The 25,273-nt window shown below is 65.4% G+C and carries 23 protein-coding genes; 9 read left to right on the forward strand and 14 right to left on the reverse strand.

Features of this window, described 5'->3' with window-relative positions:
- Positions 1–101: 101 nt before the first annotated feature.
- The 6 genes from IVA78_RS18315 to IVA78_RS18340 all read right to left on the reverse strand — a co-directional run bounded on the left by IVA78_RS18315 (position 102) and on the right by IVA78_RS18340 (position 8,262).
- On the reverse strand, positions 102–1,337 hold the full coding sequence (locus IVA78_RS18315; protein WP_247466864.1) for a M48 family metallopeptidase: 1,236 nt from the start codon (positions 1,335–1,337) through the stop codon (positions 102–104).
- Positions 1,338–1,487: 150 nt separating this feature from the next.
- On the reverse strand, positions 1,488–2,048 hold the full coding sequence (locus IVA78_RS18320) for a LemA family protein (RefSeq protein ID WP_247466867.1): 561 nt from the start codon (positions 2,046–2,048) through the stop codon (positions 1,488–1,490).
- Between the two features lie 136 nt (positions 2,049–2,184).
- The gene (locus tag IVA78_RS18325; protein ID WP_247466869.1) at positions 2,185–3,165 is read right to left on the reverse strand and encodes a small ribosomal subunit Rsm22 family protein; all 981 of its coding nucleotides are present in this window, start codon (positions 3,163–3,165) and stop codon (positions 2,185–2,187) included.
- 130 nt (positions 3,166–3,295) lie between these two features.
- Positions 3,296–6,760, reverse strand: coding sequence for a chromosome segregation protein SMC (gene smc, locus IVA78_RS18330; protein WP_247466872.1), 3,465 nt, complete (start codon positions 6,758–6,760; stop codon positions 3,296–3,298).
- Between the two features lie 215 nt (positions 6,761–6,975).
- Positions 6,976–7,632, reverse strand: coding sequence for a DsbA family protein (locus IVA78_RS18335; protein WP_247466875.1), 657 nt, complete (start codon positions 7,630–7,632; stop codon positions 6,976–6,978).
- 138 nt (positions 7,633–7,770) lie between these two features.
- Positions 7,771–8,262, reverse strand: a complete 492-nt coding sequence (locus tag IVA78_RS18340; RefSeq protein WP_247300892.1) for a DciA family protein — start codon at positions 8,260–8,262, stop codon at positions 7,771–7,773.
- A 165-nt stretch (positions 8,263–8,427) separates the two neighbouring features.
- Here IVA78_RS18340 and mutY point away from each other — a divergent pair, with 165 nt between their 5' ends.
- Positions 8,428–9,528: an A/G-specific adenine glycosylase gene (gene mutY / locus IVA78_RS18345; RefSeq protein ID WP_247466878.1), complete on the forward strand. Its 1,101-nt coding sequence runs from the start codon at positions 8,428–8,430 to the stop codon at positions 9,526–9,528.
- 67 nt (positions 9,529–9,595) lie between these two features.
- Positions 9,596–10,015 carry a PaaI family thioesterase gene (locus IVA78_RS18350; RefSeq protein ID WP_247279636.1) on the forward strand — a complete coding sequence of 140 codons (420 nt, stop codon included), beginning with the start codon at positions 9,596–9,598 and terminating at the stop codon, positions 10,013–10,015.
- Between the two features lie 250 nt (positions 10,016–10,265).
- On the opposite strand, the gene IVA78_RS18355 is transcribed toward IVA78_RS18350, so the two are convergent.
- Complete coding sequence (locus IVA78_RS18355) at positions 10,266–11,549, reverse strand: flavin-dependent oxidoreductase (protein WP_247279637.1); 1,284 nt, start codon at positions 11,547–11,549, stop codon at positions 10,266–10,268.
- 128 nt (positions 11,550–11,677) lie between these two features.
- On the opposite strand from IVA78_RS18355, the gene IVA78_RS18360 reads away from it, so the two are divergent.
- Positions 11,678–12,298 (forward strand): glutathione S-transferase family protein, encoded by a 621-nt coding sequence (locus IVA78_RS18360; protein ID WP_247279638.1) that lies wholly within the window; start codon positions 11,678–11,680, stop codon positions 12,296–12,298.
- A gap of 88 nt (positions 12,299–12,386) precedes the next feature.
- Here the strand turns inward: IVA78_RS18360 and IVA78_RS18365 are convergent, their stop codons facing one another.
- Positions 12,387–13,310, reverse strand: coding sequence for a LysR family transcriptional regulator (locus IVA78_RS18365; protein ID WP_247418007.1), 924 nt, complete (start codon positions 13,308–13,310; stop codon positions 12,387–12,389).
- 92 nt (positions 13,311–13,402) lie between these two features.
- Here IVA78_RS18365 and IVA78_RS18370 point away from each other — a divergent pair, with 92 nt between their 5' ends.
- The 3 genes from IVA78_RS18370 to IVA78_RS18380 all read left to right on the forward strand — a co-directional run bounded on the left by IVA78_RS18370 (position 13,403) and on the right by IVA78_RS18380 (position 16,352).
- Entirely contained in the window at positions 13,403–13,846 is a 444-nt protein-coding gene (locus tag IVA78_RS18370; RefSeq protein WP_247279639.1) for a nuclear transport factor 2 family protein, read from the forward strand.
- A gap of 86 nt (positions 13,847–13,932) precedes the next feature.
- Positions 13,933–14,067, forward strand: coding sequence for a DUF1127 domain-containing protein (locus IVA78_RS18375; RefSeq protein WP_247279679.1), 135 nt, complete (start codon positions 13,933–13,935; stop codon positions 14,065–14,067).
- 275 nt (positions 14,068–14,342) lie between these two features.
- A complete protein-coding gene (locus IVA78_RS18380; protein WP_247279640.1) occupies positions 14,343–16,352 on the forward strand; it encodes a methyl-accepting chemotaxis protein in 2,010 nt (669 codons plus the stop codon).
- A 58-nt stretch (positions 16,353–16,410) separates the two neighbouring features.
- Here the strand turns inward: IVA78_RS18380 and IVA78_RS18385 are convergent, their stop codons facing one another.
- From IVA78_RS18385 to IVA78_RS18395, 3 genes are all read right to left on the reverse strand, one after another.
- Positions 16,411–17,091, reverse strand: coding sequence for a glutathione S-transferase family protein (locus tag IVA78_RS18385; RefSeq protein WP_247279641.1), 681 nt, complete (start codon positions 17,089–17,091; stop codon positions 16,411–16,413).
- Positions 17,092–17,221: 130 nt separating this feature from the next.
- Positions 17,222–17,548: a hypothetical protein gene (locus IVA78_RS18390; RefSeq protein ID WP_247466881.1), complete on the reverse strand. Its 327-nt coding sequence runs from the start codon at positions 17,546–17,548 to the stop codon at positions 17,222–17,224.
- Positions 17,549–17,738: 190 nt separating this feature from the next.
- Complete coding sequence (locus IVA78_RS18395; protein ID WP_276017351.1) at positions 17,739–18,869, reverse strand: site-specific DNA-methyltransferase; 1,131 nt, start codon at positions 18,867–18,869, stop codon at positions 17,739–17,741.
- Between the two features lie 417 nt (positions 18,870–19,286).
- Here IVA78_RS18395 and IVA78_RS18400 point away from each other — a divergent pair, with 417 nt between their 5' ends.
- Positions 19,287–20,225 carry a neutral zinc metallopeptidase gene (locus IVA78_RS18400; protein ID WP_247279644.1) on the forward strand — a complete coding sequence of 313 codons (939 nt, stop codon included), beginning with the start codon at positions 19,287–19,289 and terminating at the stop codon, positions 20,223–20,225.
- A 107-nt stretch (positions 20,226–20,332) separates the two neighbouring features.
- Positions 20,333–20,896 carry a molybdenum cofactor biosynthesis protein B gene (moaB, locus tag IVA78_RS18405; protein WP_247279645.1) on the forward strand — a complete coding sequence of 188 codons (564 nt, stop codon included), beginning with the start codon at positions 20,333–20,335 and terminating at the stop codon, positions 20,894–20,896.
- Positions 20,897–21,084: 188 nt separating this feature from the next.
- Here moaB and IVA78_RS18410 read toward each other — a convergent pair whose 3' ends face one another.
- Positions 21,085–22,014, reverse strand: coding sequence for a helix-turn-helix domain-containing GNAT family N-acetyltransferase (locus tag IVA78_RS18410; protein WP_247279646.1), 930 nt, complete (start codon positions 22,012–22,014; stop codon positions 21,085–21,087).
- Positions 22,015–22,076: 62 nt separating this feature from the next.
- The gene (locus IVA78_RS18415; RefSeq protein ID WP_247279647.1) at positions 22,077–22,652 is read right to left on the reverse strand and encodes a glycosyl transferase; all 576 of its coding nucleotides are present in this window, start codon (positions 22,650–22,652) and stop codon (positions 22,077–22,079) included.
- A 321-nt stretch (positions 22,653–22,973) separates the two neighbouring features.
- Here IVA78_RS18415 and IVA78_RS18420 point away from each other — a divergent pair, with 321 nt between their 5' ends.
- On the forward strand, positions 22,974–23,813 hold the full coding sequence (locus IVA78_RS18420; protein WP_247279648.1) for an RMD1 family protein: 840 nt from the start codon (positions 22,974–22,976) through the stop codon (positions 23,811–23,813).
- Between the two features lie 263 nt (positions 23,814–24,076).
- Here IVA78_RS18420 and IVA78_RS18425 read toward each other — a convergent pair whose 3' ends face one another.
- Positions 24,077–25,273 carry an acetate/propionate family kinase gene (locus tag IVA78_RS18425; protein WP_247279649.1) on the reverse strand — a complete coding sequence of 399 codons (1,197 nt, stop codon included), beginning with the start codon at positions 25,271–25,273 and terminating at the stop codon, positions 24,077–24,079.

The raw sequence follows: 25,273 nt of genomic DNA on the forward strand, positions 1-25,273 counted from the left end.
GAAACAAGGGAGAATTCAATTCCGGAGGCCCCAGTTACGGCAAATCCCGAGGTTTTTCCCAATCGCGGAGAAACTCGCCGCGCATGGCGGGAATCAGGTGCTCAATGACGGCCCCAAGGACCCATAGAATTCCCCATGGGATTGCCCGCCGGGTTGCTGCCTGCGGTTCCGGAGGGACTGGCTGCGGGCACGGGCGGCGGGCTCTCCGATCCGTCGGCATCGTCCCACGGGCCATGGCGCAGCGGCGGTGGGGCATCCTGCTGGCCGGCTTGCGCCCCCGGCTCTTTCGTCTCGTCAGTAAGCGTCGGCATTGGACCGGGGTCGCGCCCCCCGGCAAACTTGACCAGCGCGTCGACCCGCGACTGCACCGAAGGGTGGGTTGCAAACAGATCGGCAAAGCCCTCGCGCGGATTGTCGATGCAGAGCTCCATCACGGCCGAGGTCGCGCCGGGCAATTCGCCGCGATTCTCGATCTTGCGCAGCGCCGAGATCATCGCGTCGGGGTCTTTCGTCAGCTCGACCGAGCCGGCGTCGGCGAGATATTCGCGTGACCGCGACAGCGCGAGCTTGACCACCTGCGACAGCAGCCAGGCCACCACGAGCAGCACGATCGCAATGATGATGACGATGATTGCACCACCGCCGGAGCTCTTGCTGTCGCTCGACGACGAGGACGACCGCGACGACGAAGAGGAGCCCGAGGACCACGAGCCGCCCGAGCCGGAGCTCCAGTTGAGATTCGTGAACAGGCGGAAGAACAATTCCCCGAAGAAGCCGACCACGCCGGCGATGATGACGGCGACGACCATGAGCTGCACGTCGCCGTTCTTGATGTGGGTCAGCTCGTGGCCCAGCACTGCCTCGATCTCCTTGTCGTTCAGCGCATCGAGGAGACCGCTGGTGACGGTGATCGAATATTGTCGCGGATTGAGGCCGGTTGCGAACGCGTTCAGCGCCGGGCTCTCCATGATCTTGAGCTTCGGCATGGTGATGCCGCGCGAGATGCAGAGGTTTTCGAGCAGGTTGTAGAGCCGCGGCTGCTCCTGCCGGGCGACGTCGTGGCCGCCGGTGACGACGTCGATCATCGACTGGTGGAAGAAATAGGCGATCGCGATCCAGGCGATCGCCGCAATCGTCGCGAAAGGTGCGGCTTTGAGCAGGTCGGCGAAGGCGCGGCTCAGATAGTAGGCCACCGTGCCATTGCCGTTGATGACGACCTCGGCAATCAGCGCGCCCGCATAGACCAGCACGTAGACCAGCATGAACAGGCCGGCGAGCAGCAGCATCGAACGAAACTTGTTCGAGGCGATGTGCGTGTAGAGACCATACGCCGCCATGATGCGTCTTCGTCAAAGTCCGTCGTTCCGGGGCACGCCGCAGGCGTGAACCCGGAACCTCGAGATTCTCAGGTGCGCAACCGCGCACCATAGTTCGTCGCTTTGCGACGCCCCGGAATGACGGAGAAAAGCAATGGACATGTTAGGTAATCAGAACTTCACCTGCGGCGCGATTTCGACTTCGGTGCGGCTGGCGCCGAGATCGAAGAACTCCTTCCGGGTGAAGCCGAAGATGCCGGCGAACAAAGCGGCGGGCATCTGCTGGATGCCGGTGTTGTATTCCTGGACCGCGTTGTTGAAGAAGCGTCGGCTCGCCGCGATCTTGTTCTCGAGGTCGGAGAGCTCGCTGGCGAGCTGCTGGAAATTTGCGTTTGCCTTGAGGTCGGGATAGGCCTCCGACAGCGCGATCAGCCGGCCGAGTGCGCCGGAGAGCTGGTTCTCGGCCGCGGATACCTGCGCCGGTCCCTGCGCCGACATCGCTGAATTGCGCGCCTTGATGACGTCGTCGAGCGTGCCGCGCTCGTGCGAGGCGTAGCCCTTCACGGTCTCGATCAGGTTCGGGATCAGGTCGTGCCGTTGCTTGAGCTGCACGTCGATGTCGGCAAAGGCCTGGCCGACGCGCTGGCTCAGCGCCACCAGGCGGTTGTAGGCGCTGAAGGCGAGCAGCACGAGGACGACGATGACGCCGAGAACGATCCAGCCGGTCGACATGGAGAACTCCTGGAGAGGGGAAGAAGGCGGGCGCAGCCTAGACCAAATTGGCGCAGGGCGAGAGCCCCGGCGCGGGGAGGTAAGGCTTGGTCGGATGAGGAACCATCCGAGTTCAAGGCCAGAGGGGCGATCGAGGTTAACTTTCGCACATGATCGCATCGCCCCAGCGCCAGCGCCGGGCCTGCGCATAGGCGGGTTTGTCGCGTCGTGGGACTTTCGTCAGCGCGACCCCAGTCTCGGTGCAGAGCTTTGCCGTGATCTCGGCCTTGCCGACGTCCGGTGGCGCCAGCACGCGCGAGGCGCGCGGCGCAGGCGGCGTGCGGGTCAGCGCGACGTAGATGAAGCGCTCGTCTTCGAACGGCACCTCGGCGCCCTTGATCTGGCGGTGCGTCTGCGAGCGCGGCAGGCGCTGGCTGAAATGGCACCAATCGGGCGCGATGAGCGGGCACGGCTTGTCGTGCGGACAGGGTGCGGCGACGTAGGCGCCTGCCGCGATCAGTTGCTGGCGCAGCTCGAGAATGCGCGTGTAGCCGGCGGGCGTGCCGGGCTCGATCACCACCAGCGCGTGCCGCGCTTTGGTCCACATGGCCGCCGCGAGCTTGCGCTGGTCGCCTTCGTTGAGCTCGCCGATGACGTAGCTCGCAACGACGAGATCGGCTTGCGAGACCTCGGCGAGGTTCGCGCCTGCGTCGCCCGGCAGATAGCGGCAGTCCGCCAGGCGCGAGCTGTCGCGCGCCAGTTCGAGCGCGAGCCGGCTGAGAGTGGCGTTGGCGTCGAGCAGGGTAAAATCCTGAAGCGAGGCAAACGCCTCTGCGGCGGCCCAGCTCGCGGTGCCTGGACCTGCGCCGACGTCGAGCAGGCTTTCCGGAGCGAGGTCCGGTGCGATCGCGGTCAGCGCATTCAGGCTTGCGGCCACCGCCGCATACGTCGCCGGCATGCGCGCCAGCGCGTAGGCAAGCGCATCGGCTTCCGACTTGATCGTGCCCGAGCCGCCACCTGAGCGATAGGTGTTGGATATCTTTTGCGAGCGCTGTGCTGCCTCGGTGCGCGAAAAGCCCTGGAGCCTGGCATCGAGGGCCGCCTTGAGTTCAGCGGGAAGGGTGGGTGAGATTATCATCCGCGGTCATGCCCCGCGTAGGCGGGGCATCCAGTACTCCGAGAGGGTGCCGTCAAGCCGAGAAGCCGCGGCGTACTGGATCATCCGCCTGCGCGGATGATGACGTCAATGGGTATGGAGGGATCGCGCGTCACGCCACGTTCTGGTCGAGAATATCCACCGCCTCTTGCAGGCTCACCGACACCAGCTGCGAGACGCCGCGCTCGGCCATGGTGACGCCGAACAGCCGGTTCATGCGCGCCATCGTGATCGGGTTGTGCGTGATGATGATGAAGCGGGTGTCGGTCGAGCCGGTCATCTCGTGCAACAGGTTGCAGTAGCGCTCGACATTGTGGTCGTCGAGCGGCGCGTCGACTTCGTCCAGCACGCAGATCGGCGAGGGATTGGTGAGGAACACCGCGAAGATCAGCGCCATCGCGGTCAGCGCCTGCTCACCGCCCGAGAGCAGCGACAGCGTCTGCGGCTTCTTGCCCGGCGGCTTGGCGATAATTTCGAGACCGGCTTCGAGCGGGTCGTCGCTCTCGATCAGATGCAGCGCCGCCTCGCCACCGCCGAACAGTTCGACGAACAGGCGCTTGAAGTGGCTGTTGACGACCTCGAACGAGGTCAGGAGCCGCTCGCGCGCCTCCTTGTTGAGGCTCTGGATGCCCTGGCGCAGCCGCTTGATGGCCTCAACCAGGTCGTCACGCTCGGTGACGAGGCCGGTGTGCTGGGCCTCGACCTCGCGCAGCTCTTCCTCGGCGCGCAGGTTGACTGCGCCGAGGCGCTCGCGGTCGCGGCGCATCTTTTCGAGCTCTTCCTCGATGTCGTGCAGCGGCGGCAGCTCGGCACCGGGCTCGATCTCGGCGAGGCCGGCGACGGCCTGCGGCTCGACTTCGAGCATGTCGCGGATCTCGCGCTCGATGTCCTCGAGCCGGCGCCGCGCGCCTTCCATGCGCTCCTCGGCGCGCGCGGTGGCCTCGCGGGCGCTGGAGAGCGCCTCTAACGTCAGCTTCGCGACGCGGTCGGTCTCCGCCATTGCGGTTTCGGCGGCGGCGAGCGCGTCGGCAGCCATGCGGCGGTCGTTCTCGGCGTATTCGATTTCGGTGATTAGCGCGCTGCGCTTCTCGGCGAACAATGCCGGTGCGTTTTCGAGCTCGCCGCGCTCGATCGTCAGTTCGGCGATGCGGGCCTGGATGGTGTCGATGTGGGAGGCCGCGCTCTCCTTGCGGTTCTGCCACTCGGTGCGTTCGGCGAGGATCGCCTGCACGCGGCGGTCGGCGAGCTCGGCTTCGCGCGCCAGTGCCTGCGCCTCGGCGCGGACCTGGGCGGCCATGCGGCGATGCCCCTCGATGTCGCTGCGGACGGCGGCGAGACGGGTCTCGGTGTCCTCGCTCGACGGCAGCTCGCCGATGCCGGCTTCGGCGTATTCGTAAGCGGCCTCGGCCTCGGCGCGGTCGGCGGCGAGGCGGCTGTGCGCTTCCGACAGCGTCGCCTTGCGCGCGGCATGGCGGCTGATCTCGCGCTCGGCGGTGGCATGGCGCTCGCGCGCGACGTTGAGCTCGCGCTGCGCGGCACGCCAGGCTTCGCGGCTGGCGCCTTCGGTGCTGGCCGCCATCTGCAACTCGGACTCGGCATTCTCGAGCGCCTGGCGCTTGATCTGCGCGTCGATGCGGGCCTGCTCCAGCTCGTTCTCGATGTCGACAAGGCGGGCGCGCTCCGCGAGGCGCCGCGCGGCACCCGTCGGGGCATGAGCTGCGGCGACAAAGCCGTCCCAGCGCCAGACATCGCCCTCGGGCGAGACCAGCCGCTGGCCGGTCTTGAGCTGCGAGACCAGCTCGGCGCCGCGCTCGCGCGGCACCACGCCGATCTGCGCCAGGCGGCGGGCCAGCTCAGCCGGCGCCTGCACGTGGTTGGCGAGCGGAACGACGCCTTCGGGCAGCTCCGGATCGCCGTCGGTGACGCCGGCATTGGTCCAGCGCATCGGCGCCGAGGGATCGACCGGCGCGTCGAGATCGTCGCCGAGCGCGGCGCCGATCGCCTTTTCAAATCCCTTGTCGACGGTGATGCCGTCGATGATCGGCGGCCACAGGTTCTTGGTCTCGCCGTTGACGATCTTGGAGATCGTGCGCGCCTCGGTCTCGAGCCGCTGCACGCGCTTGTCGGCTTCGACCAGCGGCGAGCGCGAGGATTCCAGCGTCTGGCGCGCGGCGACATGCGCGGCTTCGCTTGCCTGCGCTGCGGCTTCCGAAGCGGCCAGCGTCTGCTCTGCGATCTCGACCAGAGCGGTCAGCTCGTCGAGATCGCCGAAGCCGCCGGTCTCCTGCGCAAGCTTCTGCTCTTCCGCCGCGACATTCGCGATCTCCTGGTCGAGCCGGGCGAGCTTGTCGCGATGGGTGCGGACGTTGGCCTCTAACTGGTTGCGCTTGGCGGTGAGGTCGGCGAGCGCGGTGGTGAGTTCGGCGAAGCGCTGCTCGGTTTCGGTCAGCACCGCCTCGGCTTCCGCGACGCGCTCGTCGACACCGGAGCGCTTCTCGACGCGCGACTTGATCTCTTCCTTCAGCTCGGCGTCTTCGGCGTCGAGCCGCTGCAGCGCCACGTCGGCGTCCATGGTCTGCTGCTGGGCGCGCGAGATGTCGCCCTCGAACTGGGCGAGACGGCGTTCGAGCTCGGCGACGCGCTCCTTGGCACGTTCTTCCTCACGGTCGAGCTGCTCGCGGGCATTGGTGAGGCGCTGCAGCCCGGCCGCGGCGCGCGCTTCCGCATCGCGCAGCGCCGGCATCTCGGCGGCGCGGATGGCCTGGATGCGGGCGGCTTCGGCCTGGTGCTGGGTGCGCTCGGCCATCTCGCGGACCGCGAGATCGTGCGTCTGCCCGGACTCGTTGACGTCGGCATGGGCGCCGAGCCAGCGCAGGTGATACAGCGTGGCCTCGGCCTTGCGCACCTTGGCCGCGACCTCGCGGTAGCGCACCGCCTGGCGGGCCTGCTTCTTCAGGCCTTCCATCTGGCCGGAGAGCTGGCCGATCACGTCCTCGACGCGGGTGAGGTTGGTTTCGGCCGCCTTCAGCCGCAGTTCGGCCTCGTGACGGCGGGCGTGCAGACCGGCGACGCCGGCGGCGTCTTCCAGCACGCGGCGGCGCTGCTCGGGCTTGGCCTGGATGATTTCGCCGATCTTGCCCTGGTGGACGAGCGCCGGCGAGCGCGCACCGGTGGCGGCGTCGGCGAATAGGATCTGCACGTCGCGAGCGCGCACGTCGCGGCCGTTGATGCGATAGACCGAGCCGGCCTCACGCTCGATGCGCCGGGAGATTTCGAGAAGCTGGCTGTCGTTCATCGCCGCCGGCGCGGTGCGGTCGGCATTGTCGATCGTCATCGTCACTTCGGCGTGGTTGCGCGCCGGGCGGTTGCCGGAGCCGGCGAAGATCACGGCGTCCATGTCGGCGGCGCGCAGCGACTTGTATGATGTCTCGCCCATCGCCCAGCGCAGCGCCTCGACCAGATTCGACTTGCCGCAGCCGTTGGGGCCGACCACGCCGGTCAGGCCGGGCTCGATAACGAAGTCCGTGGGCTCAACGAAGGACTTGAAGCCGTGAAGGCGCAGGCGGGTGATTTTCATAAACACGCATCTCTGTTGGCAGGCGCGAATCCCCTGCCGGGACAATATCATGGAAGGCATTGTCGCTGTCTGGGCGAGTCGCGCGAGGCGGCTCGTGCGGCGGACAATGGCCGCGGTGCGCCGCGAGGGCAACCGGCGAAAGCCGCTTTTCCCAAGGGATTTATGCCAGGAATGATACGGCTTTAGATGCGCGAATCAGAATTGTGGCGTGCGAATCAGCTCTTCAGCAGCGCATTGATCTTCTTGGCGAACTCCTCGAATGAGGCCTCGCCCTTGATCTTCTCGCCGTTGATGAAGAACGTCGGCGTCGAATCCACCTTCAGAACGTCGCTGGCGTATTTCTGGTCGGCGGCGATCTTGTCGAGCAGCGCCTGGTCCTTCAGGCAGGCCTCGACCTGCTGCTGGGTGAGGCCGGCCTGCTTGCCGATCCGTGTCAGGGTCTCGGTGGTGTTCTTCACCACCCAGTCGTTCTGCTGGCGGAACAGCATGTCCGTGACCGCAAAATATTTCGGCGCGTCGCCATTGGCGATGCAGCGCGACAGCATCGAGCCTGCGGCGGCTTTGATGTCGAGTGGGAACTCGCGGAAGATGTAACGCACCTTGCCGGTGTCGATGTATTCCTTCTTGATCTTGGGGAACACCTGCTCGTTGAAGGCCGCGCAATGCGGGCAGGTCATCGAGGCGTATTCGATGATGGTGACCGCGGCATCGTTCGGGCCGAGCGCCATGTCGGGAAGCGACACGGGCTTCGCCACATCAGCGGCGGACTGGGCCATGGCCTCGGACACCAACCGCAGCGGCGAGAACCCGGCGAGCGCGGCAAGCCCGGTCAGCGACAGCATCGTTGTGAAGGCGCGGCGGGTGATGATCACGGTCGGCTCCCGGATTGGCAAAGTGTCGCCCGAGGGCTCTATCGAGTTCCCGCCCGGGCGGCCTGTCGCTAGCTTGAAACGTCGACTGAGGCAATGGCGAGCGACAAGTCGGGGTCCAGATTAGCTAGGGAATGAGGCTCAATTTCGCTTGATGGCGGCTCCGAGCCGCGCCAGCGCCGTCTTGAGCTGTTCATCTTCGATGTCGCCCAAGCTCTCCGCCACCTTGGCCACCGATTTGGGATCGGGCGGGCCCGGCCGAGCCGGCCGCCGGGTGCGCGACAGGGGGGCCTGACGGAAGGCCAGCTTGCCGACCGCGCTCCAGCCGAAGAAGCGGTTGACCCGTTCCAGGATCACGTCGGCGGAGTGCTGGATCTCCAGCGCCATCGGCCCCTCGACCCGCAGCACCAGCGTCGCCGGCTCCTGCGGCTGGCCCTCCACCGGCCTCGGCCATTGCATCTTCAGCGGCTCGGCATGGGCCGCGATCTCCGGCCCCGCAATCTGCGCCCACCGCGTCACCAGCTCGCGCGCCGCAAAGCCCTGCTTGGCATACGCCTCGGCGAAGACGTCGTTCAGCAGGAGCGAAAGCGGCTTTGCGCTAATGGGGCCGGGTTTGGGCGGGAATTTGGACATGGCGACCTTATAGCACTGTGCCCGTCGCGCGAGGAACTGCTGCCGTCATGGCCGGGCTTTCTTCCGGCCAGCCACGCCTTGCCGCGAAGGAAGAAAGACGTGGATGCCCGCGACAAGCGCGGGCAGGACATGGAGAGACCGGCCCCACATCGTTACAGTGCGAGCATGCCCCCCAAATCGGCCCGCAAGACGAAATCGGAACCAGTCCAACCGGAACATCTGGTTCGTCCTTTGGCGCTCCTTCACTGGTATGACCGCCACCGCCGCCGTCTGCCTTGGCGCGCGGCGCCCGGCGAGGCATCAGACCCTTACCGCGTCTGGCTGTCGGAGATCATGCTCCAGCAGACCACGGTGAAGGCAGTCGGGCCCTATTTCGAGAAATTCGTGGCGCGCTGGCCGGACGTCACGGCGCTCGGCCGGGCTTCGCTCGACGACGTGCTGCGGATGTGGGCCGGGCTCGGTTACTATTCGCGCGCGCGCAACCTCTACGCCTGTGCGGCCGCGGTGACGCGCGAGCATGGCGGCGTCTTTCCCGACACCGAGGAGGGCCTGCGTGCGCTGCCCGGAATCGGGCCGTACACGGCAGCTGCAATTGCGGCGATCGCGTTCGACCGCCGCACCATGCCGGTCGACGGCAATATCGAGCGGGTGGTCTCGCGCCTGTTCGCGGTCGAGGAGGAGCTGCCGCAGGCCAAGCCGCTGATCCAGCAACTGGCAACGACGCTGCTCGCAGACTCTCGCGCCGGCGACAGCGCACAGGCGCTGATGGACCTGGGTGCCTCGATCTGCACGCCGAAGAAGCCGGCCTGCTCGCTGTGTCCGCTCAACGAGGATTGCGTAGCACGAGCGCGGGGGACGCAGGAAACATTTCCGCGCAAGGCGCCGAAGAAGAGCGGAACGTTGCGGCGCGGTGCCGCCTTCGTCGTCACCCGGGGCGATGAACTGCTCGTCCGCAGCCGGCGGGAAAAGGGCCTGCTCGGCGGCATGACCGAGGTGCCGTGCTCGGATTGGCTCGCCGGCCAGGACGATACGACGGCGAAGCAGCAGGCGCCGGAGCTGAAGGGGCTGACGCGCTGGCAGCGCAAGATGGGCGTCGTCACCCACGTCTTCACGCATTTTCCGCTGGAGCTGGTGGTCTATACGGCGAAGGTGGAAGCCCGCACGCGCGCGCCCGAGGGCATGCGGTGGGTGCCGATCGCCACGCTTGCCGGCGAAGCGCTGCCCAACGTCATGCGCAAGGTCATCGCGCATGGATTGGATCTCTAGCGCCCACTCTGCTGACATCATGCTGGCAGCAGACCTGCGTTATCCAGCGGCGGCAACGGAGGTTCGCATGGTCAAGACTGCGCTGGACAACTTTCGAAGACCGCCCTGCGCCGAGCTATTGGGCTGGCGCCTGCTCGATGCCCGCCCGCAGGAGGGCTGGATCAAGCTCGGCTTCGAGGGCAAGCCGGAGTTCTGCAATCCAGCAGGCTTCATCCAGGGCGGCATGCTCTCGGCCATGCTCGACGACACGATGGGCCCCGCCGTGCTGGTGATGAGCGAGGGCCGGCTCTACACCACCACCATCAGCATGACCGTGAATTTTCTGTCGCCGGCAAAGCCCGGCCCGATCGTCGGCGAGGCCCAGGTGACGCAGCTCGGCAAGACCATCGCCTTCGTCGAAGGCAAGCTGATGGCCGAGGACGGCACGGTGCTGGCGACGGCAAGTGCGACCGAGCGGCTGCTGGAGGCGGCAAGGGTGGTGCGGTAAGACGGTAGCCACGCGCTCCACTTCCCTTCTCCCCTTGTGGGAGAGGGTGGCAAAGGCCGCCTCCGGCGGCCGTCCTTAAAAGACGCCGAAGCGAAGCTTCGGCTTTGGCGCCGGATGAGGGGTATCTCTCCGCGAACTCAAATCGCGTGAACGCGCGGAGAGAACCCCTCACCCAAGTGAGTCTGTGTCTACCGGCGAGTTGCCCTCTCCCACACGGGGCGAGGGCACACTCATGCGCACTCGCTTTGAGCTAGCGCATACCGACCCGCTTCGCGTCCTTGCTCACGATTGCCGGCTTGGCGTTCAGCGCCTCGACCTGGAAACCCGCGACGCGCTTGTAGTTGGCGGCGATGTCTTCCAGCTCCTGCTGCGACAGCACGTCGGTGACGACCTCAAAGCCGTCGGGCGCGCGCTCCTCGACCAGCTGCATCACCTGCTCGGGGCCGTTCTTGCGGTTGAGCAGGACGAGGTCGGTGGTCGCGGGCCTGCGCTCGGCCTCATAGGCGAGCAGCGCTGCCTGCGTCGGTCCATGCGCCAGGATTTCACGCGTGATGACGCGGGCATCGAGGATCGCCTGCGAGGCGCCGTTCGATCCGATCGGATACATGGGATGAGCGGCATCGCCCATCAGCGTGACACGGCCGAACGTCCATTGCGACACCGGATCACGGTCGACCAGCGGATATTCGTAGGCGTGCGGGCAGTTCTTGATCAGGCCGGGCACGTCGAGCCAGTCGAACCGCCAGCTCTCGAACCAGGGCAGAAATTCCTCCAGCCGAGCCGTGCGGTTATAGTCCTCGCGGCGCCATTGATAGGTCGGCGGCATGTGGCGCTCGGCGACCCAGTTGATGAGGTGATTGCCCGCCGCATCCGGCTCTTTCGAGATCGGGTAGCAGACGAATTTCAGGATCTCATGGCCGGCCATGATCATGGTGCGGCCGGTGAGGAAGGCCTTCGCCGGCGTGACGCCCCGCCAGAGAATGCGGCCGTTCCAGATCGGCGGACCTTCGTTCGGATAGAGCTTTTCGCGCGCGGCGGAATGGATGCCATCGGCGGCGATTAGGATCGCGCCGTCGTAGCTGCCTGCGGCTTTGCCGGTCGCCCTGTCGATGAAGTCGGCGCGCACGCCACCCGCCGTCTCGGTCCAGCCGGTCAGATGATGGCTGGTGAGAATGTTCTCGCGGCCGAGCCGCTCGACCGCAGTGTCGAGCAGGAGCTGCTGGAGCGTGCCGCGATGGATCGAGAATTGCGGCCATTTGTAGCCGGCCTCTAGCCCGCGCGGCTCGCTCCAGATCGGCTTGCCATGCTTGGAAAAATAGGCGAGCTCGCGGGTGCGCACGCCGCTGGCGTCGAGCTTTTCCATCAGTCCGAGCTCGATCAGCTCGCGCACCGCATGCGGCAGCACGTTGATGCCGACGCCGAGCGGCTTCAATTCCGCGACGCTCTCGAACACTTTTACGGGAACGCCGATTCCGTGCAGGCTGAGCGCAAGCGTCAGCCCGCCGATGCCGCCACCGGCGATGAGTACCGTCATGACAAACCCCCTCCTGTTGCCGGCGTCTTGGCACAGGCGGGCGGCGGTGGGCAACTGCGAAGAGGGTATCGTGCTATGGACGTGGGGGCCGGCAGCCGTTAATTTCCAGCTTTCCCACGAGGTCCGACATGCTCAAGCTCTACTACGCCACTGGCACCTGCGCGCTCGCCACCTACATCACCTTAGAGGAGGCCGGCGCCGACTACACGGCCGAACGGCTGAGCTTCAAAGATAACCAGCAGAACAGCCCGGACTATCTCGCCATCAATCCGAAGGGCCGCGTGCCGGCGCTGGTGACCGATCGCGGCGTCCTGACCGAGACGCCGGCGATGCTGGCCTACCTCGCGCAGACCTTCCCCAAGGCGAAGCTCGCGCCGCTCGACGATCCATTCGACTTCGCCCAGGTGCAGTCGTTCAACTCCTATCTCTGCTCGACCGTACACATCAACCATGCCCACAAGATGCGCGGTCCGCGCTGGGCGACGCAGGAGAGCTCGTTCGCCGACATGAAGGCGATGGTCCCGAAGACCATGGGCGCCTGCTTCTCCCTGATCGAGCAGAAGATGTTTCGGGGCCCTTGGGTGATGGGCGAGCAGTACACGATCTGCGATCCCTATCTCTACACCCTCTCGACCTGGCTCGAAGGCGACAGCGTCGACATCAACGCGACGCCGAAGATCGCGGATCACTTCAAGCGCATGTCCGACCGCCCCGCCGTGCGCAAGGTAATGGAGGCGCAGAAGGCATAAGCGGCCTTGTTGGGTGGGCAAAGGCGCGAAGTGCCGTGCCCACCCATTTCCAAGCCGCGAGATGGTGGGCACCTTCGCTTTGCCGACCCTACGGGAGCTTGCGCTTGGCTTTCTCCAACTCCCGTCCGGTGTCCAGCATCAGCCGCCGCAGCCAGACCGATCCCGGGTCCATCTGCGCGCGGGTCGGATGGAACATGAACTGCTCGTCGATGCCGGGGTCGAGCGGCGGCGTCACCGTGACGAGGCCGAGCTGGCTCGACAGCGCCGCGATCAGCCGGCGCGGCACGAAGGCGACGAGGTCGGTGCGGGCGGCGACGTGCAGGGCTTCGAGGTATCCAGGCACGACCAGCGAGACGTGCCGCTCGATGCCTTTGCTGCGCAGCCAGGTATCGATCAGATCCTCGCTCTGGCCGCGGATGATCACGCCGACATGACGCGCAGCTAGGAACGCCGAGCGGCGCTTCAGCTTCGCCCCCATGGGATGGCCGCGCCGCACCGCCAGCGCATCGCTGTCGGTGTAAAGCAGCTGGCGGTGAAATCCCTTGAAGGCGTTGCCGATCGAGATCACGAGGTCGATGGTGCGGGCGAACTCGGCGTGGAAGATCGCAGGTCCCCGCCATGGCACGATTTCGATGCGGACATTGGGCGCAAGGCGCGTCACCTTCTCCATCAGCGGCGGCATCAACAGCTCGACCGCAAGGTCCGGCATCATCAGGCGAAATTGCCGTTCGCTACGCGCCGCGTCGAAGTCCTCAGGCACGAACAATCCACGCACCTGGTCGAGCGCGTGGGCCAGCGGTGCGCGGAGCGCCTCGGCCCGTAGTGTCAGCTCCATGCGCGCGCCGGTACGCACCAAAAGCGGATCGCCAAAGATGTCACGCAGGCGCTGGAGCGCATGGCTCGCCGCCGGTTGCGACAGGCCGATCCGGAGTGCGGCGCGGCTGACATTGGCCTCGCGCAGCAATGCATCGAGAGCGGTCAGGAGGTTGAGGTCAAGCGAATTCAAATTCATGAGGTGAATAGATATCATATTAGCTATCGATTTGAAGAATTGTATTCGGCCGGCGATGATCTTCCCCGATGTCACCACAAGGAGATGCCGCCATGAGCGCGAGCGCTAACAAGAAACTGATGCAGGATATCTTTGCCGCCGCCGCCAACCCTGATCCCGCAGCGCGCGACCGCGCGCTGTTCGCCGCGAGCCTTGCCGACGACGCCAAATGGGTCGTGACCGGGCAATATTCCTGGTCGCGCACCTTCGCAGGCAAGGAGGCGATCCTCAACGATCTGCACGGCTATGTCCGCACCCGCCTGCGTGACCGCACGCGCACGGTCGCCCACCGCTTCATTGCCGATGGCGATATCGTCGTGGTGGAAGCCAAGGGCGACAACGTCACGCCCGAAGGTGTCCGTTACGACAACGACTATTGTCTCGTGTTTCGCCTGGAGGACGGCAAGATCAAGGAGATCCGGGAATATTGCGACTCAGTCCTGACCGAGAAGGCGCTCGGTCCTTTTCCCCAAGCGGGCATGAGGGCGGCGAGCTGAGTGGATTGAGCCGCGTCACCTCCGCCGGCCGATGTCGTCCGCCACAGCCGATAACGATCGTGCAGACCTGGCAGGCGCTGGTCGAAATGGCCCGCCTCAGGCGCGAGCGGTCTCAGGCACGATCTCAGCTCGCCGCCATGACCGAACGGGAGCTTCAGGACTGTGGGATAACCCGGGCAGAGATCGCCTACGAGCTGAAGAAGCCTGTCCGGCGGAAATAGAGAGAGCGCGTCCAGGGCATCCCATGCAGCGATCTGCAAGCCGGTGCGGGACGCACGCCAGAACCTTGCGCAACTGCCGACAAAATCGGCAGTTGCGTCGGCGTTGCCGCGGCTCGGCGTGAAAAATTGGAAGGTTCAATTAACGAGTGTCCCCCATTGTGTCGCGGTGCAGCGTGAGTCGCAAAGACGCGACGCGCGGCTGCCAGGGTGGCCGGTGACGATCGCCGGAATTGTTCGGCCGCTCGAAGTGAAATGCATCTGGGTGGACAGTGGGAATGCCGAAGTTTCGTTTGCGGATCAGGGGACGCCTGTACGCAGGCTTCATGGCCCTTGTGGCGGTCGGTCTGGTGATGGCGGTGGTCGCCGTCTGGAATTTGCGGGCGGTGCAGGATCAGGTCGCAAGACAATCCGCGCTCTCGGACAGCACGGCGCGGGTGCTGGAGATATCGGCCCATCTTCAGGCGATTCAGCGCGCCAATCTGCGTTACGTCTACGACGCCAACGAGCCGGCGATGAAGGAGGCGCAAGAGCGGGAGACCGCGGCGACCGAGCTGTTGCAGGTCGGGGCGAAGGGAACGCGCTCGGAGGAGCGGCGAGCGCTCTACAACGGCCTCATCGACGACATCGCCAAAATGCGACGGCTGCGTGACAATCTCGGAGACGCCGTCAACGAGGCAAGAACGGGCAAGGCGACGCTGCTGCCGAGCGGGGAGGAGCTGGCCGTCAAGATGGGCAAGCTGGTCGATGCGGCGCGCGCCTCGGCCGACGAGGACACCGCAGCGCTGGTCGCGGACCTCGAATCCAGAATCCTCCTTGTCCGGGTCGCAAACTGGCGTTTTCTGGCCGTGCGTGACGCGCAGGGGCCGGCGAATTTCAGGGCGAGCGTGGACAGGGCAGCGCAACGGCTCGCGGCGATCGAGAAAAGCCCACAGGCGACGGACTTGCGCGCCACGCTCGCGCCGGTGAAGACCTCGCTCGGAATCTACAAATCCGCGTTCGAGACGACATCGGCCGCGATGCTTCAGGCCGACGAGATCTATCACAAGAATCTCGCGCCCCTCATCGTCGATAGTATCGCCAGGCTCAAGGCCGCGGAAGCGACGCTGAAGAAAGACTATCAGGAATCGCGTAACCATGCCGAAGCTGTGATCGCCGGCACGACGACCATTCAGGAGATCGCCGGCGGCCTCGCCATCCTGTTCGGCGGCATCGTCGCCTTCCTGATCGCCCGCAGCATCGTCGGGCCCCTCACCTCGATGACGCGCGCGATGGGGCGGCTGGCCGGCGGCAATCTCGATGTCGACATTCCCGGGAGCGGCAAGGCGGACGAGATCGGCGACATGGCCAAAGCGATCCAGGTATTCAAGGACAACATGATCGACACCGAGCGCATGCGCGCAGAGCAGGCCGAACTCGAGGCGCGGCAGGCCGAAAACCGCAAGAAAGACATGGTCAGGCTTGCCGACCAGTTCGAGCGGGCCGTCGGCGAGATCGTCAACACAGTGTCATCGGCGTCGAACGAGCTGGAAGCGTCCGCCGGCACGCTGACCACGACCGCCTCGCGCGCCCAGGATCTGTCGACTGAAGTGGCGTCCGCATCGCAGGAAGCCACCGCCAACGTGCAGGCGGTCGCCTCCGCCACCGAGGAGCTGTCCTCGTCGGTCAGCGAGATCGCCCGCCAGGTGCAGGAATCCGCCCGCATCGCGGGTGAGGCCGTGGGTCAGGCGAGCAGGACCAATGACCGTGTCGGCGAGCTCTCCAAGGCGGCCGCTCGGATCGGCGATGTCGTCGAGCTGATCAGCACGATCGCCGGGCAAACCAATCTCCTCGCACTCAACGCCACCATAGAGGCTGCGCGCGCGGGCGAGGCCGGCCGCGGCTTTGCCGTCGTCGCGTCCGAGGTCAAGGCGCTCGCGGAGCAGACGGCGAGGGCGACCGGCGAGATCGGCCAGCAGATTGCCAACATCCAGGGCGCTACCGAGCAATCGGTCGGCGCCATCAGGGAGATCAGCGGCACCATCGAGCGGCTGTCGGAGATTTCCTCGGCGGTCGCCGCCGCCGTGGAAGAGCAGGGCGCCGCCACGCAGGAAATCTCCCGCAACGTGCAGCAGGCCGCGCACGGGACCCAGCGCGTCTCGACCAATATCGGCGACGTGCAGCGCGGGGCGTCCGAGACCGGTTCGGCCTCCTCGCAGGTGCTCTCGGCGGCGCGCTCGCTATCGGCGGACAGCAACCGCTTGAAGGTCGAGGTCGCCAGGTTCCTGAACTCGGTCCACGCCGCCTGAGTCGCAAAAGCACGAGGCCACGCGCATGCGCGTGGCCTCATGGACCGGCGCGGCGCGATCAGGCCACTTTCGCCGTCATGTGCTTGAACATGTTGGCGCGGGCCTCGTCGTCCATCTCGGCCTTGAAGGTGAACTTGTCCTTCAACGCGATGGCACGCGCAGCCGCGGGGCGCGCTGAGATCTCGTCCACCAGCCGCTTCACATTCGGGTATCGCGCAAAGGCGTCGTCGCCAAGCTTGAACGGCACCATCCGCGCCCAGCCCCACAGCGCCATGTCGACGATCGAATAGTCGTCGCCGGCCATGTAGCGACGGTCTTTGAGGTGAGCGTCGACAACCCTGTAGTGGCGATCGGTCTCATACTGGTAGCGGTTGTGGGCGTAGTCGTGGTTCTGGTCCTTCGGCGCAAAATGCTTGAAGTGCACGGCCTGGCCCGAATAGGGGCCGACACCGGTTGCCACGAACATCAGCCAGGACAGGAGTTCGGCGCGATTGGCGGGCAGGAATTTGCCGGTCTTCTCGGCGAGATAGAGCAGGATGGCGTTGCTGTCGAAAACGATGGTGCCGCCGTCGTCGATCGCCGGCACCTTGGCATTCGGATTGATCTTGAGAAATTCCGGCGTGAATTGCTCGCCCTTGCGGGTGTCGATCGCGATGGGCTCGAACGGCAGTCCGGCCTCCTCGAGGAACAGCGCGACCTTGGTCGGGTTCGGCGATCCGTTGAAGTAGAATTTGAGCATCGATCATCTCCCCAGGGGTTCGTTGCCGAGAGCGGCGCCGCATCATTGCCGCGAGGCCGCTTTGTCTGACCCGAACCATGCGGATGCGCAACCGGCGAGTTTGCCGGGCGGTATCTGCGCGCGGCGCAGATCAGCCGGCGTAACAAAGACCGATCGCCGCCGTAATGACCATCGCCGCGCCGACCGCTTCTAGGCGCAGCCCGAGCTTGGTCGCGAGATGCATGTCGGAGGCCCGCGCCTTGCGCTCCGATCCGCGCGCGTAGCCATGCACGATGACATCATGGTTGAAATTGTCGTGGGCCTCGTTGCTGCTGGCAAGCCCGACGCAGACCACGAGCACGCCGAACAAGGCGAGGCCGAAAAATCCCAAGAGCGCGATCAGGAACATCGGAAACATGCCGAGCAGGAAGATCGGCAGCAGCGGCACCAGCAGCAATGTCTCGGACTGTCGTCGCATGGGATCCGGACCAGGACGGGGTGCGATGTGCTGATCCTAGTCCTGACAGCGGGCGCGTTCAACTACGCTCGTCATGCCGAGGGGCGCGAAGCGCGGGCCGGGAATCCATCGTACAACGGGGGCACGGGGGCCAATGGATTCCGGGTTCGCGCCAAGAGGCGCGCCCCGGAATGACCATCGAGAGGGGAAACTACTCCGCCGCCATGCCGGCGCGGATCTCGGCGCGGAGCTCGTCGATCAGCTTGAGGCCCTTCTTGGTCTCGACGTGCCAGAAAGTCCAGCCGTTGCACGCGGCCGAGCCTTGCGCCACGGCGCCGATGCGGTGGATCGAGCCGACCTTGTCCCCTAACATGATGGCGCCGTCGGCGCGCACGAGAGCGCCGAGCTTCTTCTTGGCGTCGAACAGCTTCGTGCCGGGCATGATCATGCCGCGCTCGATCAGCTCGGAGAACGCCACCCGCGGCGCTTCGCGCGCGGTCATGAACGGGGCCAGGCTCTCTTCCGGCAGCGGCTCGACGGCCGCGATGCGGGCTTCGGCCGCCTCTGCATAGGTCTTGTCGCGTTCGAACCCGATATAGGAGCGGCCGAGACGTTTTGCGACCGCGCCGGTGGTGCCGGTGCCGTTGAAGGGATCGATCACGAGATCGCCGGGCCTGGAGGAGGACAGCAGCACACGCGCGAGCAGGCCTTCCGGCTTCTGCGTCGGATGAACTTTCTTGCCGTCGGCGCCCTTGAGGCGCTCCTCGCCGGTGCAGAGCGGAATCAGCCAGTCGGAACGCGCCTGCACGTCCTCGTTCGCAGCTTTCAGGGCCTCGTAGTTGAACGTGTAGCCCTTGGCCTTCTCGTCGCGCGCGGCCCAGATCATGGTCTCGTGCGCGTTGGTGAAACGGCGGCCGCGGAAATTCGGCATCGGGTTGGTCTTGCGCCAGACGATGTCGTTGAGGAGCCAGAAGCCGAGATCCTGCATGATGGCGCCGACGCGGAAGATGTTGTGGTAGGAGCCGATCACCCAGATTGTCGCCGACGGCTTCATCGCGCGGCGGGCGGCAAGCAGCCAGGCGCGGGTGAAATCGTCATAGGCGGAGAACGAATCGAACTTGTCCCAGTCGTCGTCGACGGCATCGACATGGGATTCGTCAGGGCGCTTGAGATCGCCCTTAAGTTGAAGATTGTAGGGCGGATCGGCAAACACGAGGTCGACCGAACCGGCCTGAAGCTTCGACATCTCGGCGACGCAATCACCGAGGATGATACGATGCGAAGGGGACTCAAAATTTGTGCGGGGCGCCCTTGCAGACGCCCCGCGACGCGACTCTACCATGACTCAAGAACTCTGACTCAGGCGACGCTGTCGGCGACGCGGGACCAAACAACCGACTGACCGTTACATTGAAGCGGCAAAGTAAAAATCGACTTAACCCGCCGCTTTCGTGAGCAGCCTCCGCATCGCGAATTGTGTGCGGGACGTCGCGCGCATTCCCCCTGTTTTACAGTGCAATTCGCGCTTCTTCGCGTCGCGGAAGCAGTCGAGGCTCCAGGAAGGCTCCAAATTTCTCTCGGAAAAAGTTGCTCGAGGCTCGGAAAAATTTGCTGGCATCGGCATGGTGTCGCACTAGGCAATTTTTGCCGGCCACGATATTGATAAAAGCAACGGAAATTTTACGTGTGTGGCGCGTTGAGCTTCAGCGGTCATGCGCGCCGCCGAACTCGAATCAGGGACCCCCAGGGGAAAGCCGCCATGCGTTACGACGACTTCCGCCGCAGCGACGACATCGAGGATCGTCGCGACGAGGGTGGTGGGTTTGGCGGCGGAGGAGGCGGGTTCGGGCTGCCGATGGGCGGCGGCGGGCTCGGCATCGGCACCATCATCATCCTCGGCTTGGTCGGTTATGCCTTCGGTATCGACCCGCGCATCCTGATCGGCGGCGCCGAGATCCTCACCGGCGGCGGCCATGCACCGACCTACCAGACCGACCGCCAGGCGTCCTCCGGCAAGCGCGGCGCGCCGACCGACGAGATGGGCAGCATGATCTCCGGCATCCTCGGCGAGATCGACGATCGCTGGAGCGAGATCTTCCAGGCCTCCGGCCAGTCCTACACCGGCCCGAAGATCGTGCTGTTCCGCAATGCCACCAATGGCGGCCGCTGCGGCATGGCGCAATCGGCGATGGGGCCGTTCTATTGCCCGCCGGATCGCACCATCTTCCTCGACACCGGCTTCTTCCGCGAGGTCGAGACGCGCTTCCGCGGCTGCTCCGGCAAGTCCGCCTGTAACTTCACCACCGCCTACATCATCGCGCACGAGGCCGGCCATCACATCCAGAACCTGCTCGGCATCATCCCGCGCGTGACGCGGCTGCAGCAGCAGGCCGGCAGCAAGGCCGAGGCGAATGCGCTTCAGGTGAAGGTGGAATTGCAGGCCGACTGCCTGTCCGGCGTCTGGGTCAACCGCGAGGCCAAGAAGCGTCCGAACTTCCTCGAGCCCGGCGACATCGACGCCGCGCTGACCACGGCGAGCGCAATCGGCGACGATACGCTGCAGCGCCAGGCGACGGGCCGCGTCGTGCCAGATTCCTTCACCCACGGCTCGGCGGCGCAACGCAAGCAATGGTTCATGACCGGCTACCAGCAGGGCACGGTGCAGGCCTGCAACACGTTCGGTGCCGGCGCGTTGTAAGCCGTCATTCCGGGGCGCGCGTAGCGCGAACCCGGAATCCAGAAGTTGCGGCGCGAGGTTCCGGGTTCTCGCTCCGCGAGCCCCGGAACGACGAGCGAGAGTGAAGAATGGCCTCCATCGACGAAACAAAACAGTTCATCCCGCTCAACATCGCGGTGCTCACCGTGTCCGACACGCGCGCCCTCGCCGACGACAAGTCGGGCCAGACGCTCGCCGAGCGCCTTACCGCCGCCGGCCATCAGCTCGCCGCGCGCGAGATCGTCACCGACGACATCGAGGCGATCCGCAGCGTGGTCCGCGGCTGGATTGCGGATGCCGGCATAGACGTCGTCATCACCACCGGCGGCACCGGATTCACCGGGCGCGACGTCACGCCGGAGGCGATCGAGCCGTTGTTCGAGAAGCGCATGGACGGCTTCTCGATCGCATTCCACATGCTGAGCCATGCCAAGATCGGTGCGTCGACGATCCAGAGCCGCGCTACTGCGGGCGTTGCGGGGGCGACCTACATCTTTTGCCTGCCCGGCTCCCCCGGCGCCTGCCGCGACGGCTGGGACGGCATCCTTGCCGCGCAGCTCGACTACCGCACGCGTCCCTGCAATTTCGTTGAGATCATGCCGCGGTTGGACGAGCACTTGCGCCGGCCGAAAGCGCAGGGAGCGACGGTGTAGCCATACTTTCTTCCCTTCTCCCCTTGTGGGAGAAGGTGGCGCGAAGCGCCGGATGAGGGGTATCTTTCCGCACGGCGTGCCCAGAGAGATACCCCTCACCCAAGCGAGCCCGTGTCTGACAGTTGACATGCCCTCTCCCGCAAGGGGCGAGGGCATCATTTATGCGCACCTCGCTTGCTGCAAGAGCGTTATAGATCCAGCTCCCACGTCTCGCCGACCAGATCGGCACCGAAGCTGTGGTGCTTCTCTTCCTTCACGAGCTTGAAGCCTGCACTTTGATAGATGCTCCGCGCGGCCACGAGGATGCTCTGCGTCCACAGTGTCATCTTGCTATAGCCCCTCTCGCGCGCGCCTTGGATGCATTGTTCGACCAGCGCGCGGCCGACGCCGAGCCCTCGCGCCTTCTTCTCCACCTGCAACAGGCGCAGCTTGGCGATCTCATCGGTGGCCTTGACCAGAAAGATTGAGCCGACCGGCTCGCCACCCACCTCCGCGATCCAGCAGTGCTCGCGCGCGGCGTCGTAGTTCTTGATGAACTCTGCGCAGATCTCGGCGACCAGCGCCTCGTAGCTGATGTCCCAATTATAGTCCGCGGCATAGGCGGCGGCCTGCCGGGAGATGACCCAGCCCATGTCACCGACGCGATGGCTGCGCAGCATGAAAGGCGCGGGCTGGCTTCGACGTTGCTCCAGCACGGCCTCAATGGTCGCCATGGCCTGCGTAAGACGCGCTGCATCGCTGGCCGAAACCTGAGCCAGCATTGCGGCGACCTCATTTTGCGAGCTCAGGTTCAGCTTGGCGAAGGCCTGGCGCCCTTTGGCGGTGAGGCTGAGCTGGTATTGCCTGCGATCTGCGGGCAGGGGCTTTCGCGTGATCAGCCCCTTTTCGTCGAAGCTTTGTATGATGCGGCTGAGATAGCCGGGATCGAGACCAAGCTCGTTTCCGATCTCTTTGGCCGCCAGGTCGTCGCGATGCGCGAGTTCATAGAGTACCCGGGCCTCGCTGAGCGAAAATGGGCTTTTTCCAAGGTGCTGGTCGAGCACACCAAGCTTGCGGGTATAGAAGCGGTTGAAGGCGCGGACCGCTGCAATGTGGTCGTCGGTAGCGGCAATTGACATGGGTCACCTCGATACTTGCCATTGTCAAACAATTGTTTGACTTTGACAAGTATCGGGTGGCTTCAGCCGACCATGACGATCCGGCTGCGCAGCATGGTCCGGGACGAGCGGCCGAGCCGCCGGAGTAGCCGTGCCTCGGAACGGCGGGCCTGCGGCGAGTAGCCGCCGATCCGGTCGTAGTGATCACGTGCGATCAAAAGCCCCTGATCGCCGAGCGGCCCGACGAGCTTGCGCGCCACGGCGCGGAAAATGTCGCGGAGCCCGGTATCGGCGTAGGGCGAGCGCGCATAGCGAAACACCGCCGCGCGATCGCGGCCGCTGCTCGAGACGGCCTGGATGAACTGGGTGGTCTCCTCGATCCAGCCGGTTTCCAGCACCGCGCCGGCGGGGAGGAACATCAGCCATGGCGACCGGGCCTGGAGGGCGCCGGCGGCGCGCGCGGCGCCTTGCGAAGATCCCTCGAAGCCGATGAAGCGGCAACCTGCGACATCGGCGACGCGCTCGATGACACCGTTGCCGGTGCCATCGACCAGGAGCACTTCCCGGATGACGCCGGCCGCGGCGCCGGGGACGAGCGCGGCCAGCGTTGCGACTGCCGTCTGCTCGACGCCTTCGGTCGGAATGATGACGCTCAGCATGATTGAAGCTTTAATATCTGCACTTCGGAAGAAGCGTAGCTGTTCATGATGTTGTCATAAACACGTGGCGTTGCCGAGTGCAACTTTTCGGCGGGTTTCGGCATGCAATGGTAAACCCGCCACCGCCCAAATGTGTCGCGTGCGGGATGGTATTATTGTTGAATGTTTCGGCACAAGCTCATCCGGGCCGTATTAACCCGGAGCGATATTGCGCCGCGCAGGGCAGTTCGCAATCGTCCAGTTGAGGATCGGCTGCAACCAGCCGCCGAACGGGAAAGATGTGCGACTTGGGTGCCGATTGGGTGCTGACGGAGGCTTCGCATGAACGCCGATCAACTCGCTGTCAACACGACGGCAGCAACGCCGAAGCAGGACGCCGCGCCGACCCTGCGGGTTCGCGCCCTGATGCTGGGCGACCGCATCAATGCCTCCGGCCTCGAGATCGGCACACTGGTGTCCTCGACGCCGGCCGCCTTTCGCGTCCATGCCGGGCTTGTCGTGATCTTCCGCTATGGCGTCGTGGTGCTGATCGGACTTCTGCCCTCCGAGGAGAAGGTGCTGATCGACAGCCTGAAGCCGCGGGTGATCGGCGAGTTCAGTCCGTATGAGGAAGAGACCGCGCAGGCGCAGCTCTGCAAGGACGAAAATGCCGAGGCGATCCAGCCCGGCGGACCGATTTGCCTCGCCAAATTTTCCGACGACCGGCTACTCCTGATCGCGGATGCGCTCGCCAAGAGCACGTCGCTGGCCCGCGACGAGCGGCGCGTCGCCGCGGTCTTCGACGTGATCGAGCCGTTTGCGCGGGAGCTCGCCGAGCGCGGCCGTACACCGCGCCGGCGCAAAGGTATATTGCGGCTGATCGGCAACGCGCTTCTCGTCCAGCAGCGTGTCGCGGGCCGTGTTGCCGTCGCCGAAAAACCCGACGTGCTCTGGGAGAAGCCCGAGCTCGACCGGCTCTATGCCCGTCTTGAGGACGAGTATGAGCTGAAGGAGCGCCTCGACACACTCGAGCGCAAGCTCACGGCGGTGTCGGAGACCGCCAACGCGCTGACCGACATCATCGACACCCAGCGCTCGCTCCGCCTCGAAATTGCGGTGGTGGTGCTGATCGTGATCGAGGTCGCGATCGGGTGCTTCCAGATCTGGTCGGGGACGCATTAGAAATGAGAGCGAGATGCGCGTGACTGCGCCCTCTCATCTTGTGAGAGAGGGCAGCGCCGCTGGTCGGCACAGCTCACTTGCAAGCTCACTTGCAAACTCACTTGGGTGAGGGGTTCTCCCCACGCTCGCCGGTGCGTTGTGATGCGCTGCTTTACCGCATTCTTCGTCATTGCGAGCGAAGCGAAGCAATCCAGTGTCCCGCCGAAGAGCCAGTCTGGATTGCTTCGCTTCGCTCGCAACGACGGATTGACGGTCATCAAGGGCTAATCCGATGCGCCCTCTATTATCTGCAGCGCCGCCGCACAATGCCGCGCGATCGTGAGTTCCTCATTCGTTGGAATGATGAACACCTCAATAGCGCTATCGCCCCGGCTGATGCGCTCGCGCGCGGCATCATTCGCACCGGCATCGATCCGCATGCCGAGCCAGGCGAGGCGTTCACCAATTGCGAACCGGATTTCCTTCGCATGCTCGCCGATGCCGCCGGTGAAGATCAGGCAGTCCAACCCTCCAAGCGTAGTCGCCAGCATGACGATCTGCTGCGTCGCGCGGAGCACGAAGAGATCGACCGCCTCCCGCGCCGCGGCCTCGCTGCTCGCGAGCAGCGTGCGCATGTCCGCGGAGATGCCGGAGACGCCGAGCAGGCCTGACTCATGATAGAGCAAATGCTGAAGGTCGTCGGCCGGCATGTTCTCGTGCTGTTGCAGATAGAGCAGCACGCCGGGATCGATCGTGCCGCAGCGCGTGCCCATCACGAGGCCGTCGAGCGGCGTCAGCCCCATCGTGGTGTCGATGCTGCGGCCCTCGTGCAGCGCGCACAGGCTCGCGCCATTGCCGAGATGGGCGATGACGGTGCGCTTTGCGATGAGCTGCGGCGCGATTGCCGCGAGGCGGCCCGCGACATATTCGAAGGAGAGGCCGTGAAACCCGTAGCGCCGCACGCCGCGCTCCTCATAGCGCCTCGGAATGGCGAAGCGGCGCGCGGGCGGCGACAGGCTGTGGTGGAAGGCGGTATCGAAACAGGCGATCTGCGTCAGACCGGGGCGGGTCGCCTGGATGATGCGGATCGGCTCCAGGCAACGCGGCTGGTGCAGCGGGGCCAGCGGGGTCAGCGCCTCCAGCTTGGCATAGACGTCGTCCGTCAGCGCGACGGGTCCGGAGTAGTCCGGCCCGCCGTGGACGATGCGGTGGCCGATGGCGCGCAGGCGATGCTCGCCGAAATGCTGGTCTACGAAGGTCAGCACGTCGGCGAACAGATGACCGCTGTCCGTATCCGACGCGTCCCTTCGCGTCTCGAACAGCTTCTCGCCCGCCGGGCGCTTCACCACGAGGCGGGGCGTTGCTTCGTGCTCGTCGAGCAAGCCGTTGCAGAGCAGGCCGGGGCCGGACGCCGCCAACTCGAACAGCCCGAACTTGATGCTCGACGATCCGGAGTTGAGCACAAGGACAGTGTCCGACAT

The organism is Bradyrhizobium sp. 137, from assembly GCF_023074095.1.
In the GTDB taxonomy this organism is placed as follows: domain Bacteria; phylum Pseudomonadota; class Alphaproteobacteria; order Rhizobiales; family Xanthobacteraceae; genus Bradyrhizobium.